Genomic DNA, 15,036 nt, shown 5'->3' with positions numbered 1-15,036 from the left:
ACTCGTATTCTTAGTGAATAATCAGTAGTGAACACGCTTTTCAATAAAGCGGAACTGCAGATAGGTTAGGCTTAACACCAACAGCAGAAGAACAACAGACTGGGCTGAGCTGCCACCTAGGTCTGCACCAACAAAACCGTCTCGGTATACCTTGTAAACCAAAGAGGTTGTATTGCCACCTGGGCCGCCACTTGTCATGGTATCGATGACACCAAACGTGTCGAAGAAGGCGTAGGTTAGGTTAATCACCAACAAGAAAAAGCCAGTAGGGGCGAGGAGTGGGAAAGTAATTGTCCAGAAACGTTTGCGGTCTGAAACACAATCCAGCATCGCGGCTTCACGCACTGCGTATGAAATCGACTGTAAACCCGCTAAGAAGTAAATAAAGTTGACGGAAACCTGCTTCCAAACGGAAACGATGATAAGGGCTAACGTCGCATCAACCGGATCGGTTTGGAAACTAAAGTTCCAACCAATCTTTGAGAAAAGCTCGGTTAGGGTGCCAAAGTGGGGGTTAAACAGAAACGCACCCATAATACCAGCGACTGCAGGCGCAACCGCGTATACCCAAGTCAGGGTAACTTTGTAAGGGCCTTGACCATGTAAAACACTGTCGGCTTTGACTGCGAGCAGCAGAGCTAAGCTTAAAGACAGCAACGATACCGTAAAGGCGAACAGCACGGTAAAGATCACCGAGTCTCGATAGTCTCGGGACTCAAACAAAATCTGATAGTTCTCAAGACCAACGAAGGTAGAGGACATACCCCATGGATCTTCAAGCATAAATGACAAATAAACGGCTTGAGCCGCTGGATAAATAAAGAACACTGCGATGATGGCGATTTGCGGAGCCAAGAGCAGATAAGCCAACGGGCTGTGGCTGAATTGTTGTCGACGATTCACAATAACTTCCAAACGTGAAAAACAAACACTAAAGCCCTCACCGAGGTGAGGGCTGGTTTAAGTAATTGACTTACTTAACGGTACGAGCAAAACGCTGTAGTAGGCGAGATGACTCTACGTCTACTTTTTCTAGACTCTCTTCTACAGAAGATCGGCCAGCGAAGATGTTATCGAACTCACGGTGCATCACTTCACGGATTTGTGGGTAGAAACCTAGACGGTAACCTTTCGTCCACTCACCTTCAGGAAGGCTTAGCTGAAGAACACCGACTTCGGCATCAGGTGCTTCTTGGTAGTAACCTGATTCTTTAGTTAGGTCGTAGGCGGCGTTAGTGACTGGAACGTAGCCAGTATCTTTGTGCCACTGCATTTGTGTTTCTGGTTGAGTTAGGTAAGCAAAGAATGCGGCAACCGCATCGTCTTGCTTCTTGTCGTGGCCATTCAGAGCAAACAGTGCTGCACCACCGATAAACGTGTGGCTACCTTGTTCTGCTACTGATTCCCAGTAAGGTAGGTAAGTGGTACCCATTTCGAATTCTACGCGGTTACGCAGACCACCGAATGAACCTGATGAACCCATCCACATTGCCACTTCTTGACGCTCGAATGGTGTTTGGTTTGCGTCCCAATCGCTACCGTAGTACTTGTAGTAACCTTTGTCAGACCAGTCTTTTAGCTTAGAGACGTGCATCTGCATGTCTTCAGTGTTGAACATGATCTTAGTTGGAAGGCCGTCATAACCATTTTGCTTATCAGCCAGTGGTAGGTTGTGACGAGACTTGAAGTTCTCAAACATGATCCAAGGCGTTAGAGATTGAGAGAACGTCGCATAACCGGCTTCTTTTAGCTTCGCAGCAACAACCTCTAGCTCTTCGTAAGTTTTCGGTGCTTCAACACCTACTTTGTTAAGAATATCTTCATTGAAGTAAAGCACTGGCGTAGAACTATTGAATGGCATGCCAATCATTTTGCCTTCGTTGTCAGCATAGAAGTTACGAACACCCGCTAGGTAGTTGTCAGAGCTGAATGAGTAGCCAGAATCAACCAGGATATCTTGTACTGGTTTAGCCACACCCGGTGCATTCATGATCGTCGCTGCGCCCGCATCGAAGACTTGCAGAATGTTTGGTGCTTCGCCAGCACGGAATGCAGCGATACCCGCTGTCAGTGTTTCTGTGTACTCACCTTTATAGATAGGTGTGATTTTGTAGTCGCCTTGTGAAGCATTGAAGTCGCTTGCGATCTGGTTCACTGTGTCGCCAAGTTGGCCACCCATAGCATGCCAAAACGTAATTTCGGTTTGTGCTGTCGCTACACCTGAAACAGTCGCTGATAGCAGTCCTGCTAGCATTAGCTTGTTCATTGTTCTTTCCTTTTATTGTTCTCAATAAGAGAGGTTTCTAACGAGAGTTCGTTTGTTTCGTACGAAGCTAGTGTGTACGTGTTTTGTTGCACTTAGGTGTGTGAAATATGTCAGATTAATGAACAATTTATGGTTGTTTGATTTCGTTAGAAACTAATAAATCAGGTAGCACTTTCGCTTATGGATTCTGCTTAATAACCCTATTTATCAAGGTCAACGGGGGCGATTTAAGCCGTAGGATAGAGTAAAAGCCCGCAATGACACTCTTTCAAAACTCTCTAAAAGGGAAATAATTTTTGGATCAGTATCACGCTTTTGAATCTATGGTCCTGTATTCAAAATAACCAAAAACAAGATGAAACAGATGTGTTTCATAGTGAATTTTGAAGTTAATTTCTGCAAACGTGGCGGCTAATTAAGGTAAAAGTCTGCAATTTGCGACTATTGGTTAATAAAAGTGTCACGGTTCACGCCTAATCTGCCCTCACAAACGAAGGGGACACTCGATGAACATCAAAGATGTAGCAGAGCTTGCAGGCGTATCACCAGCCACCGTATCTAGGTTTTTGAATACGCCGACATCGGTTGCTGCATCAACAGCTGAAAAAATACAGCGTGTGGTGTCACTCACTGGTTATACCGCAGACGTGCACTCACGAGGTATCGAACTGAATCGAAACCCAACCATCGGTGTGGTTATCCCGAGTTTACTTAATCCAGTTTTTTCGGAAATTGTGGCTGGCATACAGCAACGTGCTCGACACTTCGGGTTCTCCACCATTGTTATTGATACTCAATATGATGGGGCGCAAGAGCAGCAGGCAGTTATAGACTTAGTTCGACAGCGTGTAGAGGGAGTGATACTGACGATTGCTGAGGCATCAAGAAATGAAGCTTTGTCTGTACTACGCGACTTTAAGTTTCCTTACTGTTTGCTGCACAACCAATCTGATGACGATGAACCGTGTGTTTACGTTGATAACTATCAGGCAGGTAGAGACGTTGCTAATCGTGTTGTCAGTTTAGGGCACACCAAAATTGGCATGATCACAGGGTATTTTTTGTCGTCTGATCGAGCGAAGAAACGTTATCAAGGCTTTAAAGAGGCTTTGAATGACAAAGGTATTGAATTGAGTCAGTTGCTTGAAGTGGATCAGAACAAGCTAGACACCTTTGGTGAGCACGAGATGCGGGTAATGAAAGCGAAAAATGCCCCTACAGTGTGGTTTTGCAGTAATGATTTACTGGCACTGAAGGCAATCAATGGTGTTCAAGCACTCGGTCTTAAAGTGCCGCAAGATGTATCAATTATTGGGTTTGATGGCATGAGCTTAGGGCAATTAGTGACGCCAAGCCTTGCCACTGTCGCAGTACCTCACCTGAAGATGGGTCAGGTTGCGGTAGATATTTTATTTAATGCCAAAGCAGGCTCAAAGTTAACCACGTGCCTTGCGATGGAACATGAACTTCAAATGAATGGCTCACTCGCTGAAGCCCCAAATTTAACTATTAAACAGGCAATGATTGGAGAATAACATGGCTGTTAAAACACGTTCAAAATTAACCAAAGTCGCGGGTATGCTCGTTGGCCTTGCTTGTGCCTCTTTCCAAGCACAAGCGTCAGATGCGATCTGTTACAACTGTCCTCCAGAGTGGGCGAACTGGGGTGGTCAGCTACAACTGATCAATAAAGAGTTGGGTATTCGTGTTCCGATGGATAACAAGAACTCAGGTCAGTCTTTATCTCAGCTCGTCGCGGAGAAAAATAACCCAGTTGCTGATGTGGTCTACTACGGTGTGTCATTTGGTATCAATGCTGCAGATCAAGATGTTGTTGAGCCATACAAGCCAGCAAACTGGGACAAAATTCCTAACGGAATGAAAGATCCTGAAGGTAACTGGTTTGCGATTCACTCCGGTACGATTGGGTTCTTTGTTAATGTTGATGCATTAGATGGCGCTGATGTACCACAAAGTTGGGAAGACCTACTCAAACCTGAGTATCGCGGTATGGTGGGCTACCTAGATCCAACAAGTGCCTTTGTTGGATATGCAAGCGCAGTTGCTGTGAATGAAGCAATGGGTGGCGATGTAGATAATTTTACACCGGCGATTGAGTACTTCAAGAAGCTACAAAACAACCGCCCAATCGTGCCAAGACAGACATCTTATGCACGCGTTATATCTGGAGAAATCCCAATTCTTCTAGACTACGACTTCAATGCTTACCGTGCAAAATATGATGATTACTCAAACGTTGAATTTGTTATTCCTCAAGAGGGCACGATTGCCGTTCCTTACGTCATGAGTAAAGTGAAGAACTCACCAAACACAGACAACGGCAAAAAGATTCTAGATTTCGTTCTTTCTGAACAAGGCCAGCAAGTCTGGGCGAATGCTTACTTGCGTCCAGTGATTGAAGGTGTGATGGATGAAGATGCGGAAAGCAAGTTCCTACCTGAATCGGAATATCAGCGCGCTGGCTCTGTTGATTTTGCTGCAATGTCTGCCAATCAGGCCGCTTTCGCTGACCGTTACCTCAGTGAAGTGAATTAATCAAAACGTTATCAATTGGTGGGAGTTCATCTCCCACCCATAAGTCTATGAAAAATAATCACCTTACATTTATATTGATACTGCCAGCATTGATCATCAGTTGTGCCTTTTTCTTGTTGCCCGTTGTCCAGTTGATTCAAGTCTCTTTGGTTGATGGTGGCGCAGAAAGTTACTTACACATTTTGACACGACCTCTATATCTCAAAAGTTTACTTTCTACAGTGACCTTGTCAGCTTTGGTGACAGCAGTGAGCCTAGCTATTGCGACGATCAGTGGGCTGTTTCTGACTCGTTATGAGTTCAGAGGAAAAGAGCTATTGGTAGCGATGCTGAGTTTTCCACTTGCCTTCCCAGGTGTTGTGATTGGTTTTTTCGTCATTATGCTTGCGGGTCGACAAGGGCTATTTGCTCAGGCTGGTCTATTACTGGCAGGTGAACGTTGGATGTTTGCCTATTCAATATCGGGCTTGTTTTTTGGGTATCTATACTTCTCTATTCCTCGAGTGGTGTTAACCGTGATGGGTGCCGCAGAAAAGCTCGATCATAACTTGATGGAAGCAGGGCGCTCGCTAGGTGCGAATCGTTGGCAGATTTTTAAAGATGTCACGCTACCAGCACTGAAGCCGGGTTTGATTTCTTCAGGGTCGATCTGTTTCGCAACGTCTATGGGCGCTTTTGGTACCGCTTTTACACTCGCGACCAACATCAATGTCTTACCCATGACCATTTATACCGAATTTACCCTTAATGCGAATTTCGCTATGGCCGCGGCTTTGAGCCTGATTCTCGGCTTTGTGACTTGGGTCTGTCTGGCTTTGGCCAAGCGTCAGGGTGATTCAACGGTCGCGATGGGAGGCTAATCATGAAAAAAGACAAATATTTCTATCTACAACTGGTGTTTACACTGTTTGTATGTGCGTTTCTGATAGTGCCGGTGATCATGTCAGTCATGGCGGGCTTAACCAATAATTACTTTGTCGGTATGAAAAGTGGTTTGACACTACGTTGGGTTGAGCAAGTTTGGTCTCTCTATTCCGATACCATCTGGCTGACACTGCAAATTGCGGTTGCGACCACCCTCATCAATGTATTGATTGGCGTGCCGTGTGCGTATGCACTCTCACGCAGCAAAAGTCGCTGGGCGTCACTGTTCGATGAGATCTTGACCTTGCCTATCGCTATCCCTGGTATGGCGATCTCACTGGGCTTGATTCTAGCGTACGGCGGTTACAGTGACTTTCGTTCAAGCTGGATGTTTATTCTCGTCGGTCACGTGATTTTCACTTTGCCGTTTATGGTGAAATCAGTATTGGCGGTATTACAGAGCATCAATGTTCGAGTGCTTGAAGAAGGAGCGGCGAGCTTAGGGGCCAGTTTCTGGCAGCGTTTCTTTGATGTCATCGTTCCTAACTGTAAAGCAGGGATTGTGGCAGGTATGTTAATGACGCTCACGCTCTCCATTGGTGAATTTAACCTAACGTGGATGCTTCATACTCCTTTAACCAAAACATTGCCTGTAGGGCTTGCTGATTCATATGCGTCAATGCGTTTAGAAATTAGCTCTGCTTACACGCTTATCTTCCTTTGCCTTATTTTGCCTCTGTTGGTGTGTGCTCAGTTGCTCAACAGAAAGCCCGTGACCAATAGCTAAGAAATTAAATGATGTTAGAACATGAAAACGGCGTTGAAATTACGCTTAACAATATTACCAAGACGTTTGATGACGGAACTTTGGCACTTAAGCCAACCAACTTAACGATTGAAGAAGGTGAGATCCTTGTTCTGCTTGGCCCATCGGGTTGTGGCAAGACCACTACGCTGCGCTTAATAGCCGGCCTTGAATTTGCAGATAACAATGGTGGCCAAATCTGCTTTGGTGATAGAGATGTCACAGGTTTACCCATTGAGCAACGTAAAGTTGGTATGGTATTCCAATCATACGCTTTGTTCCCAAACATGAATGTGAGTGACAACATCACTTATGGGCTGAAGGTTCGCGGTGTTGATGCAAGAGTACGTGAGCGCAAGCTGAAGCAAATGTTAGAGATGTTTGACTTAGAGAAATACGCGACCCGTGGTGTGCATCAACTGTCAGGTGGTCAGCGTCAGCGTGTTGCATTAGCTCGTGCCATTATTACTGAGCCCGATGTCCTTCTTCTCGATGAACCACTGTCTGCTCTAGATGCGTTATTGAAACAGCGTCTGAGAGGGGATATCCGAACGCTACTAAAAAATCTTGGTATTACTGCAGTCTACGTGACTCACGATCAAGAGGAAGCGATGGCGATGGGCGATCGCATTGCGGTTCTTGATCATGGTGAGATTGCGCAAATCGGTTCAGCAAAAGAGATTTATCTTCAGCCTAACAGTAGCTTCGTCGCCGACTTCATAGGCCAGATGAACCGTTTTGAAGGTGAAGTTGAAGGGAATGTACTGCGCCTTGATACACAAAAACAGTTACCGATCCCTAGCTACATTAGCGAGGGGCAATCTACGCTTAGCGTCATGTTAAGACCTGAGGACATCCGATTAACGGAGATCACAGATGACGTGAATGCGTTGACGGCCACCGTCGCCAGCACGGTGTTCCTAGGGGATCGCACAAGAGTGATGCTAGCGGGTGTTAGTCGTCATACTCAGGTGATGGTCGACTGTTTCGAACGTGTCGATTACCAAGCTGGTCAGGTTGTGACTTTGTCTTTTGACCCCTCTCGTCTTATTCCACTAAAGAAGTAGAATTATGCTTATTGCACAGTTAACCGATCTTCATATCAAGCAAGGGGGTAAGCAGGCTTACCGTCGTGTGGACACTCTCGCCTGCTTGCAAAAGGCAATTGAACATATAAATCAATTAAGTCCGAGACCTGACTATTTGGTCATTACTGGAGACTTAGGCGATTTTGGCACTCCTGATGAATATCAGCTCATTAAGCAAGAGCTGTTGAAAGTAGAGCTACCCATGCTGGTGGTGCCTGGCAATCATGATCATCGCGATAATCTGCGTGAGGGATTGAAGGGCTTGGTTGAGTTTGATCATCCAACATTTTGTAACTTTGTCGTGGAACAAGATGATACTGTGTTGATTGGCTTGGACAGCTCAGTGATAGGCAAGCCTTATGGGTATTTATCACCGGAGACCCTGACTTGGTTGGAGTCAACTTTAGAGCAGCACTCACAAAAGCCAGCGATGCTATTTCTGCACCACCCACCAATGCAGGTGGGGTTGAGCCACATGGATGTTCAAAACTTGCAAAATGCGGATGAGCTGCATGCGGTATTGGCAAAATTTCACAATATCCTTGGTATCTGTGCCGGCCATCTCCATCGTCCTATTACCGCTATGTGGAACTCGATTCCTGTTTGGGTGGGTCCATCTCATAGCCACTCTGTGACCCTTGATCTCGACCCTAAAGCGCCGTCGTCATTTTCACTAGAGCCTACTGCGATTCAATTGTTGACTATTGAACCACACTCGGTGGTCTCACACCTGAGTTTTATCAGTGATAGCGAAGGGCCTTTTCCATTCTTTGATGAGCATGGCAATTTGATCGACTAAGCGAATTTGTGTCGTGAAGGATTTTAAGCGGTAAATAAGCAATGAAAGAAGACAACAACATTCTTGATATCATCATTGTCGGTGGTGGTATCAATGGGGCGGGCATCGCGGCAGATGCAGCAGGACGCGGACTAAGCACAGCACTGTTTGAATCGAATGATTTTGCCAGTGCGACGTCTAGCGCAAGTTCAAAATTGATTCATGGTGGCCTTCGTTACCTCGAGCACTATGAATTTCGCTTGGTTGCAGAGGCATTAGCTGAGCGTGAAGTGGTGTTAAATAAAGCCCGACACATCACTAAGCCGATGCGTTTTCGTTTGCCACACAGGCCTTTTCTTCGTCCAGCCTGGATGATTCGTGCTGGCCTGTTTTTATACGATATGCTCGCCAGCCGAAATACGTTACCAGGCACGCGCTCAGTGAACTTGGCACAGACAGGCTTGTTTGTTGATGAGATCAAAAAGGGGTTTGAGTATTCAGACTGTTGGGTTGATGACGCTCGATTGGTTTTAGCGAACGTTCTGGATGCACAGCAACATGGCGCATTGGTGAAAAACTACAGCATAGTCACAAAGGCTGAGCAAGTTGATAGCTTATGGCATGTAGTGGTATTAGACAAACGTTCAGGGCAGCTTTCAGGGTACAAATCGAAGGCGCTAGTTAACGCGACTGGCCCATGGGTTGAGTCCTTCATTAGTCATCAGATGGAGCGATCATCACCTCGTAGCATCCGCCTTGTTAAGGGGTCACATATTATCGTGCCAAAGATTCACGATGAAGAGCAGGCGTACATCTTGCAAAACAAAGATCAGCGTATTGTTTTTGTTATCCCATATTTGAACGATTTCTCACTGATTGGCACCACGGATGTTGAATATAAAGGCGACCCTCGCGATTGCCAAATTAGTGAGCAAGAAGTGGATTACCTCATTGATATTGTGAATCAGCATTTTGTGAATCGAATCGTGAAAGACGATATCGTAGGCAGTTACAGTGGTGTAAGACCGCTATGTGAGGATGAATCATCATCACCACAAGCGATTACACGTGACTACACTCTTGAACTTGAAACTGAAGGCGCGCCATTGCTCTCGGTATTTGGTGGCAAACTGACGACTTACAGAAAGCTAGCGGAAGCCGCGCTGGATAAGTTGACACCTCACTTTCCAACGATGGGCAGCAAATGGACAGCGGACAGTATATTGCCAGGTGGAGATATTGAATCTTTAGCCGAACTAGAGCAGGAACTGCAATCCCAATACCCTTGGTTAAATGCCTCACTGATTGCTCGTTACGCAGCGCAATACGGAAGCAAGGCCCATGAACTACTCGTGAGCAAAGCTTCAAGTTCAGAGTTAGGTAAGGAAGTTGCTCCCCAGTTGTACGAAGCGGAAATTCAGTATTTGGTGGAGACGGAGTTTGCAAACAAAGCCGATGATATCTTGTTTAGAAGAACCAAGCTTGGTTTGACGTATGATTCAACACAGCGCATGGCTGTTGAAGAGTATCTACTCGAAGTTAGTCAAGACACTAGGTTAGCCAGCTAGTCAGCAAGTGTATTGGTTTAAATAAAGGGTCCGGTAACTGGACCTTTTTGCGTTTTTAAGCCTTGGTATTGTTTACCCACTTGTTGGTGCAGTGATTTAGCACTAAGAGTATACGAATATTTATGGCTTATTGAACTCGCGTGCATTTGTTGGGGTACTTTAGTTACAGTGGAATTCTCCTATCTAACGCTTTGTCGTGTTACTTTCATTGGTTAGTCATCAATCTGTCACCCTTTATGACTAATTTATCCTCATTAAATGCACGCGAGTGCATTAATCATAAAGGAGATGACCATGTTTAAACAAACAATGCTTGCAGCAGCAGTATTAGCAAGTTCTATGACAGTGGCAGCAGGTGAGATTGTTATTGCTTCTCGTGACAGCAGCTATGGAGACGCGATGCAGTACATCGCTGATGAATATCAAAAGGCAAACCCTGAAACGAAAGTGACTTTGGTTAAACGTCCAAACAGTGGGTTGTATGAGAGCATTGTCCTTTCGATGCGTGAGAAAACGGGTCAGTACGATGTTGTGTTACTTGATGATACATGGGCACCAGAGTTTTTCTCTAATCAATGGTTAGCACCATTATCTGACTCTTTTGCGGAACAAGATTTTCTTGAAGCGCCTTATGCTATTGGTCAGTATCCAGATGCAAGTTCCTCTACCTATGCGCTGCCAATGGTTGGTAACGTTGCGATGTTTGCATGGAACACAAAGTCATTTGAGCAACACAACTTACAAGAACCAAAAACATGGAGTGATGTTCTAGAGGCTGCGAAAGTGATTAATGCGGAATCTGATCAAAGCGGTTTGGTTTATCGTGGTGTGAAAGGCAACCCGATAGTGACAGGTTTCTTACCAATCCTTTGGGGCTATGGCGCTGATGTTGTAAACGACCAAGGCGAGGCCTCGTTAAACACGCCAGAAGTTAAGCAAGCATTGGACACATTCCTTGCGATGAAGCAATTTGCACCACGTGGTGTTGATGTCTACAACGCTGATGAAGTGCGTGACTCATTGCAAAAAGGGAGCGCTGCGATGGCTATCGAAGTATGGCCTGCTTGGGTTCCAAATCTCGATAACCCTGAGCTTTCTTCAGTGGTAGGGGATATGGATATCAAAGCGCCACCAGCAGAAGTGGGAGCTCCTGCACCGATGCTGGGTATCTGGCAGCTGGCTGTACCAGCAGATTCAAAGAACAAAACTGAGGCTGAAGACTTCTTGCAATTTGCCACCAGCGCAGAGATTCAAAAGAAACTCGCACTTGATTTTGGTATGCCACCAACACGTGAAAGTGTTTACTTTGATAAAGAAGTTGTAGAACAGTACCGATGGTATCCACAGCAAGCAGAAGCTTTGAAAACGGGTAAGCCACGTCCACGAATCGAAAATTGGGCGGAAGTGGAAAGTATCCTTGGTGACTTCCTACAAATGGCAATGATGGAACAAATGACGTCAGAGCAAGCACTTAATCAAGCTCAGCGCCGTATTAGCCGTGTTGTAAAAAACTAGAATCCTCTTAATGTTTACCTGTAGTGGCGAATAAAGCCACTACAGATTTTGGACTGTTCATGTTATTTGAAAATAGAAAGCAGTTATTTTTACTGCTGTTGCCAGCGTTATTTATACTTGGGATGCTGACGGTATACCCAATTATAAGTGTCGTTTACAACGCATTTGGGGATGTTGATTACGTCAATAAAGCCTATCAGTTTATTGGACTAGAAAACTTCATAGAGCTTTTCTATGACTTCTTTTTTATTGCAGCAATCAAGAATACGTTTACGTTCACTGTTGTAGCGTCACTATCTCAAGTGGGGCTTGGATTGTGGCTTGCTTTACTGTTCCATCGACAGTTCCCAGGTCGACGTTTTGCGCTCCCGATTATCATCTATCCGATGATGCTGTCGACACTGGTGTGCTCCTCTATTTGGCGCTCTTGGTATCACTATGATTTTGGATTACTTAACGCATTGCTAATCTCTGTTGGTCTGCCTGCTCAGGAGTGGTTGTTTGACCCTAATATAGCGCTCTATGCGATCGCTCTTGTCGATACCTGGCAGTGGACACCTATGGCCTTCCTTATCATTTTAGCTGGGCTCCAATCTATTCCTAAGGATATTGGAGAAGCTGCGATGGTAGATGGTGCGAATGGTTGGCGTTCTTTTGTCTATATTACCTTTCCACTTATTCAAAAGCAGCTTATGTTGGCACTGTTACTGCGCTCAATTGATACCTTTAAGCTGTTTGATAAGGTTTATGTGATGACAGGCGGTGGGCCGGGTAATTCAACTGAGACTTTGTCGATGTTTGTCTACAAATATGGATTCCGTTTTTTCAATCTTGGAATGGCGAGCGCCGCAGCGTTGGTCATGCTGAGTATCTCATTAGCGATGACCATCGTTTACGCTCGCAAAGCACTGAAAGGAGCCACCTCATGAGGCGTCATCTACACACGTTAACGGTTTGGAGTGCTGTCGTTTTATTTATGATGCCAATCATTTGGATGTTCGGTACTGCCTTTAAACCGGCAGGTGAAATCTTACATTCGAGCACATCCTTGCTCCCAAGTGAAGTGAGTTGGGATTCATTCAAAGCGTTGTGGCAAGGTAATATTAATGTCTTGATTGCCAATACGATTATTGTTGCGGTGAGTGCGACTGCTGTCTCTTTGATCGTCGCGTTCTTTTCAGCTTACGCGTTGGTGCGATTTTCATTCCCAGCTAAGCTCGATATGGTGTTTCTGCTTCTTGTCTTAGTGATAAAGATGATGCCGCCTATCGTGGTAGCGATACCGCTGTATTCACAGATGAACACGCTTGGCCTCCTCAATACTAAGCTTGGCCTTGTACTTTCATATCAGGTCTACACGTTACCTTTTTGTATCTGGATGCTACTGGGTTTTATACGTGATATTCCGTTGGAGATTGAAGAAGCTGGAGCGATGGATGGGGCTAATCTAGTCAAGCGCTTGGCTTATGTGGTGTTTCCACTTTGTGCTCCAGGACTAGTCGCAACGGCGATTTTCTCGATGATTCTTGGCTGGAATGAATTCTTGTTTTCACTGCTGTTTATCCACCTTCCAGATAATTTCACCATTCCTTTGTTTATCTCTAATTTTATGACTGAGGATGGGACAGCTTGGGGTGAGTTGATGGCAGTGGGTATCGTTTCCTCTGTTCCAATGCTTGCGTTAGCAGGGTATATGCAGCGCTATTTGCTGCGCGGTTTTTCAATGGGACTGAAATAGGTTCAAATATGACTAAATTAACTATCAACGATCTTTCTAAGTCCTATGGTGACAACCTGGTGATCCCAAATATCAACTTAACCATTAATGAGGGTGAGTTTGTGGTATTCGTTGGGCCATCTGGTTGTGGTAAATCAACGCTTTTGCGTATGATCGCGGGCTTAGAGTCAGTCACTGAAGGTGAGATTAACTTAAATGGGAATAAGCTGAATCATGTTCACCCGTCTAAGCGTGAAGTCGCCATGGTATTTCAATCTTATGCGCTTTACCCTCATATGACGGTGGAAAAAAACATTGCGTTCCCACTTAAAATGGCGGGGTGTTCTCATGCCGAAACGAATCAAAAAGTCGCAGAGACCGCAAAGAATTTGCAGCTAGAGCCATTTTTAAAACGCCTACCAGGCGCACTCTCTGGTGGCCAGCGTCAACGTGTAGCAATAGGGCGTGCGATTGTACGTGACCCCGAGGTGTTCCTATTTGATGAGCCCCTCTCTAACTTGGATGCAAAGTTACGTGGCGAGATGCGTGTATATCTTAAACAACTGCACCAAAAGCTTAATGCGACCATGGTCTATGTAACGCATGATCAAGTAGAGGCAATGACGCTAGCGGATAAAATCGTCGTTCTAAACAAAGGCCATATCGAACAAATTGGCGCGCCAGAAACCCTGTACGACAAACCTCAGAATAAATTTGTTGCTTCATTCATTGGTAGCCCAGTGATGAATTTTCTTGATGCCAAAACACTGCTCACATTGCTACCGGAGTTGGTGAATAGCCCACATGTTGCAACAGTGGGTATTCGACCAAACCAAGTTGTTCTTGGTGAAGGTGCCAACAGCATAGCAATGAAAATTGATGTTGTAGAACCATTAGGGCATGCACGCCTATATTACGGCAATGTTGGTGGGGAGAAGTTTGTCATTGAGAGTGAACAGCGTTTTGATGTTGGTGAGTATTTGGCGATCGATCTTGCCGCATCCACCACCCATTGGTTTGATGTTAATGATCAACGTATTGAGTTCGCAGAGGTAGCAAGTGCAGCATAAAATGACTCCTGATTCGCTATCAGCACATCTATTGGGCTGTGGGGATGCTTATGATACTGAGAATCACAATTCAGGTTTGTTGGTCTCACAAGATAATTACCGTTTACTGATTGATTGTGGCCCTTGGCTCACACGCCGCGTTTTAGATTCGGTCAGTGATCCAGACTGGTTAGATGCTATATATATCACTCATGCCCACCCAGATCATGCTCTAGGTTTAACGACGTTAACGAATTGGATGGATTCTAAAAAACGTAAGAAAACACTGACTATTTACCTCCAAAGAGAGCAAAAGAGTGTTATTGAAGCATTGGTCCGGTACGCACATTGGCCTTCAGCAAATCTTGGTTATTCTGTTGACTATCATTATATCGAAGCAACCCGAGAAATTGGTCCATGGCAGGCAGAGTTTGCCCCAACAAGACATGCTATCTCTAATATGAGTATCAAGCTGACAAATAACGTGAACCATGCGTTGTTTTTCTCTGGTGATGGTGAGCTTGGTGAGGAGGGCGCAGAACTTGCGGCAAGTTCAGACTGGGTTTTTGTTGAGTGCCAAACGTACGATTGGCATCACAGCCACGGGTCTTTGCTGCAAATTCGGGCGCTGGACAAAAAGCCCAATAGCGACTGGTTGTTGTATCATATTGACCCCGTGGATCGCGAACAAATCCGTTACGCGTTATCTCAGCAGAATCAAATGCGAGTGGCGGAAGAAGGGGTTGTCATGGATAGAACTTTTGCACCAGAAACTGGTGGTATAATATGTTGATTAATCATCAGTAATACTATTTATCATGATCGATTAG

14 protein-coding genes are annotated in these 15,036 nt (G+C 45.2%); 12 read left to right on the top strand and 2 right to left on the bottom strand.

Going from position 1 to position 15,036, the window contains the following annotated elements; genetic code table 11:
* Nucleotides 1-21: 21 nt before the first annotated feature.
* Together GT360_RS18500 and GT360_RS18495 are read right to left on the bottom strand one after the other, a co-directional pair.
* The gene (locus GT360_RS18500) at nt 22-903 is read right to left on the bottom strand and encodes an ABC transporter permease subunit (protein ID WP_164650429.1); all 882 of its coding nucleotides are present in this window, start codon (nt 901-903) and stop codon (nt 22-24) included.
* A gap of 70 nt (nt 904-973) precedes the next feature.
* On the bottom strand, nt 974-2,266 hold the full coding sequence (locus tag GT360_RS18495; protein ID WP_164650428.1) for an extracellular solute-binding protein: 1,293 nt from the start codon (nt 2,264-2,266) through the stop codon (nt 974-976).
* A gap of 506 nt (nt 2,267-2,772) precedes the next feature.
* On the opposite strand from GT360_RS18495, the gene GT360_RS18490 reads away from it, so the two are divergent.
* The 12 genes from GT360_RS18490 to GT360_RS18435 all read left to right on the top strand — a co-directional run bounded on the left by GT360_RS18490 (nt 2,773) and on the right by GT360_RS18435 (nt 14,999).
* Entirely contained in the window at nt 2,773-3,801 is a 1,029-nt protein-coding gene (locus GT360_RS18490; protein WP_164650427.1) for a substrate-binding domain-containing protein, read from the top strand.
* A gap of 1 nt (nt 3,802) precedes the next feature.
* Complete coding sequence (locus tag GT360_RS18485) at nt 3,803-4,822, top strand: ABC transporter substrate-binding protein (protein WP_164650426.1); 1,020 nt, start codon at nt 3,803-3,805, stop codon at nt 4,820-4,822.
* A 47-nt stretch (nt 4,823-4,869) separates the two neighbouring features.
* Nucleotides 4,870-5,682 carry an ABC transporter permease gene (locus tag GT360_RS18480; protein WP_164650425.1) on the top strand — a complete coding sequence of 271 codons (813 nt, stop codon included), beginning with the start codon at nt 4,870-4,872 and terminating at the stop codon, nt 5,680-5,682.
* A gap of 2 nt (nt 5,683-5,684) precedes the next feature.
* Entirely contained in the window at nt 5,685-6,473 is a 789-nt protein-coding gene (locus GT360_RS18475; RefSeq protein WP_164650424.1) for an ABC transporter permease, read from the top strand.
* An 11-nt stretch (nt 6,474-6,484) separates the two neighbouring features.
* On the top strand, nt 6,485-7,558 hold the full coding sequence (locus GT360_RS18470; RefSeq protein WP_164651155.1) for an ABC transporter ATP-binding protein: 1,074 nt from the start codon (nt 6,485-6,487) through the stop codon (nt 7,556-7,558).
* 4 nt (nt 7,559-7,562) lie between these two features.
* The gene (locus tag GT360_RS18465; protein WP_164650423.1) at nt 7,563-8,378 is read left to right on the top strand and encodes a phosphodiesterase; all 816 of its coding nucleotides are present in this window, start codon (nt 7,563-7,565) and stop codon (nt 8,376-8,378) included.
* A gap of 41 nt (nt 8,379-8,419) precedes the next feature.
* Complete coding sequence (gene glpD, locus GT360_RS18460) at nt 8,420-9,925, top strand: glycerol-3-phosphate dehydrogenase (protein WP_164650422.1); 1,506 nt, start codon at nt 8,420-8,422, stop codon at nt 9,923-9,925.
* Between the two features lie 294 nt (nt 9,926-10,219).
* On the top strand, nt 10,220-11,440 hold the full coding sequence (locus GT360_RS18455; protein WP_164650421.1) for an ABC transporter substrate-binding protein: 1,221 nt from the start codon (nt 10,220-10,222) through the stop codon (nt 11,438-11,440).
* 59 nt (nt 11,441-11,499) lie between these two features.
* On the top strand, nt 11,500-12,369 hold the full coding sequence (locus tag GT360_RS18450) for a carbohydrate ABC transporter permease (RefSeq protein WP_164650420.1): 870 nt from the start codon (nt 11,500-11,502) through the stop codon (nt 12,367-12,369).
* Nucleotides 12,366-13,178 (top strand): carbohydrate ABC transporter permease, encoded by an 813-nt coding sequence (locus GT360_RS18445; RefSeq protein WP_164650419.1) that lies wholly within the window; start codon nt 12,366-12,368, stop codon nt 13,176-13,178. The genes GT360_RS18450 and GT360_RS18445 overlap by 4 nt, the downstream gene beginning before the upstream one ends.
* An 8-nt stretch (nt 13,179-13,186) precedes the next feature.
* A complete protein-coding gene (locus GT360_RS18440; RefSeq protein WP_164650418.1) occupies nt 13,187-14,227 on the top strand; it encodes an ABC transporter ATP-binding protein in 1,041 nt (346 codons plus the stop codon).
* A gap of 1 nt (nt 14,228) precedes the next feature.
* Nucleotides 14,229-14,999 carry an MBL fold metallo-hydrolase gene (locus GT360_RS18435; protein WP_164650417.1) on the top strand — a complete coding sequence of 257 codons (771 nt, stop codon included), beginning with the start codon at nt 14,229-14,231 and terminating at the stop codon, nt 14,997-14,999.
* Nucleotides 15,000-15,036: the final 37 nt, after the last annotated feature.

Origin of the sequence: Vibrio astriarenae (assembly GCF_010587385.1) — a bacterium.
GTDB classification, from domain to species: Bacteria; Pseudomonadota; Gammaproteobacteria; order Enterobacterales; family Vibrionaceae; genus Vibrio; species Vibrio astriarenae.
The sequence above is the reverse complement of the archived record's forward strand: the minus strand, read 5'-3'. Positions and strand labels throughout refer to the sequence as shown.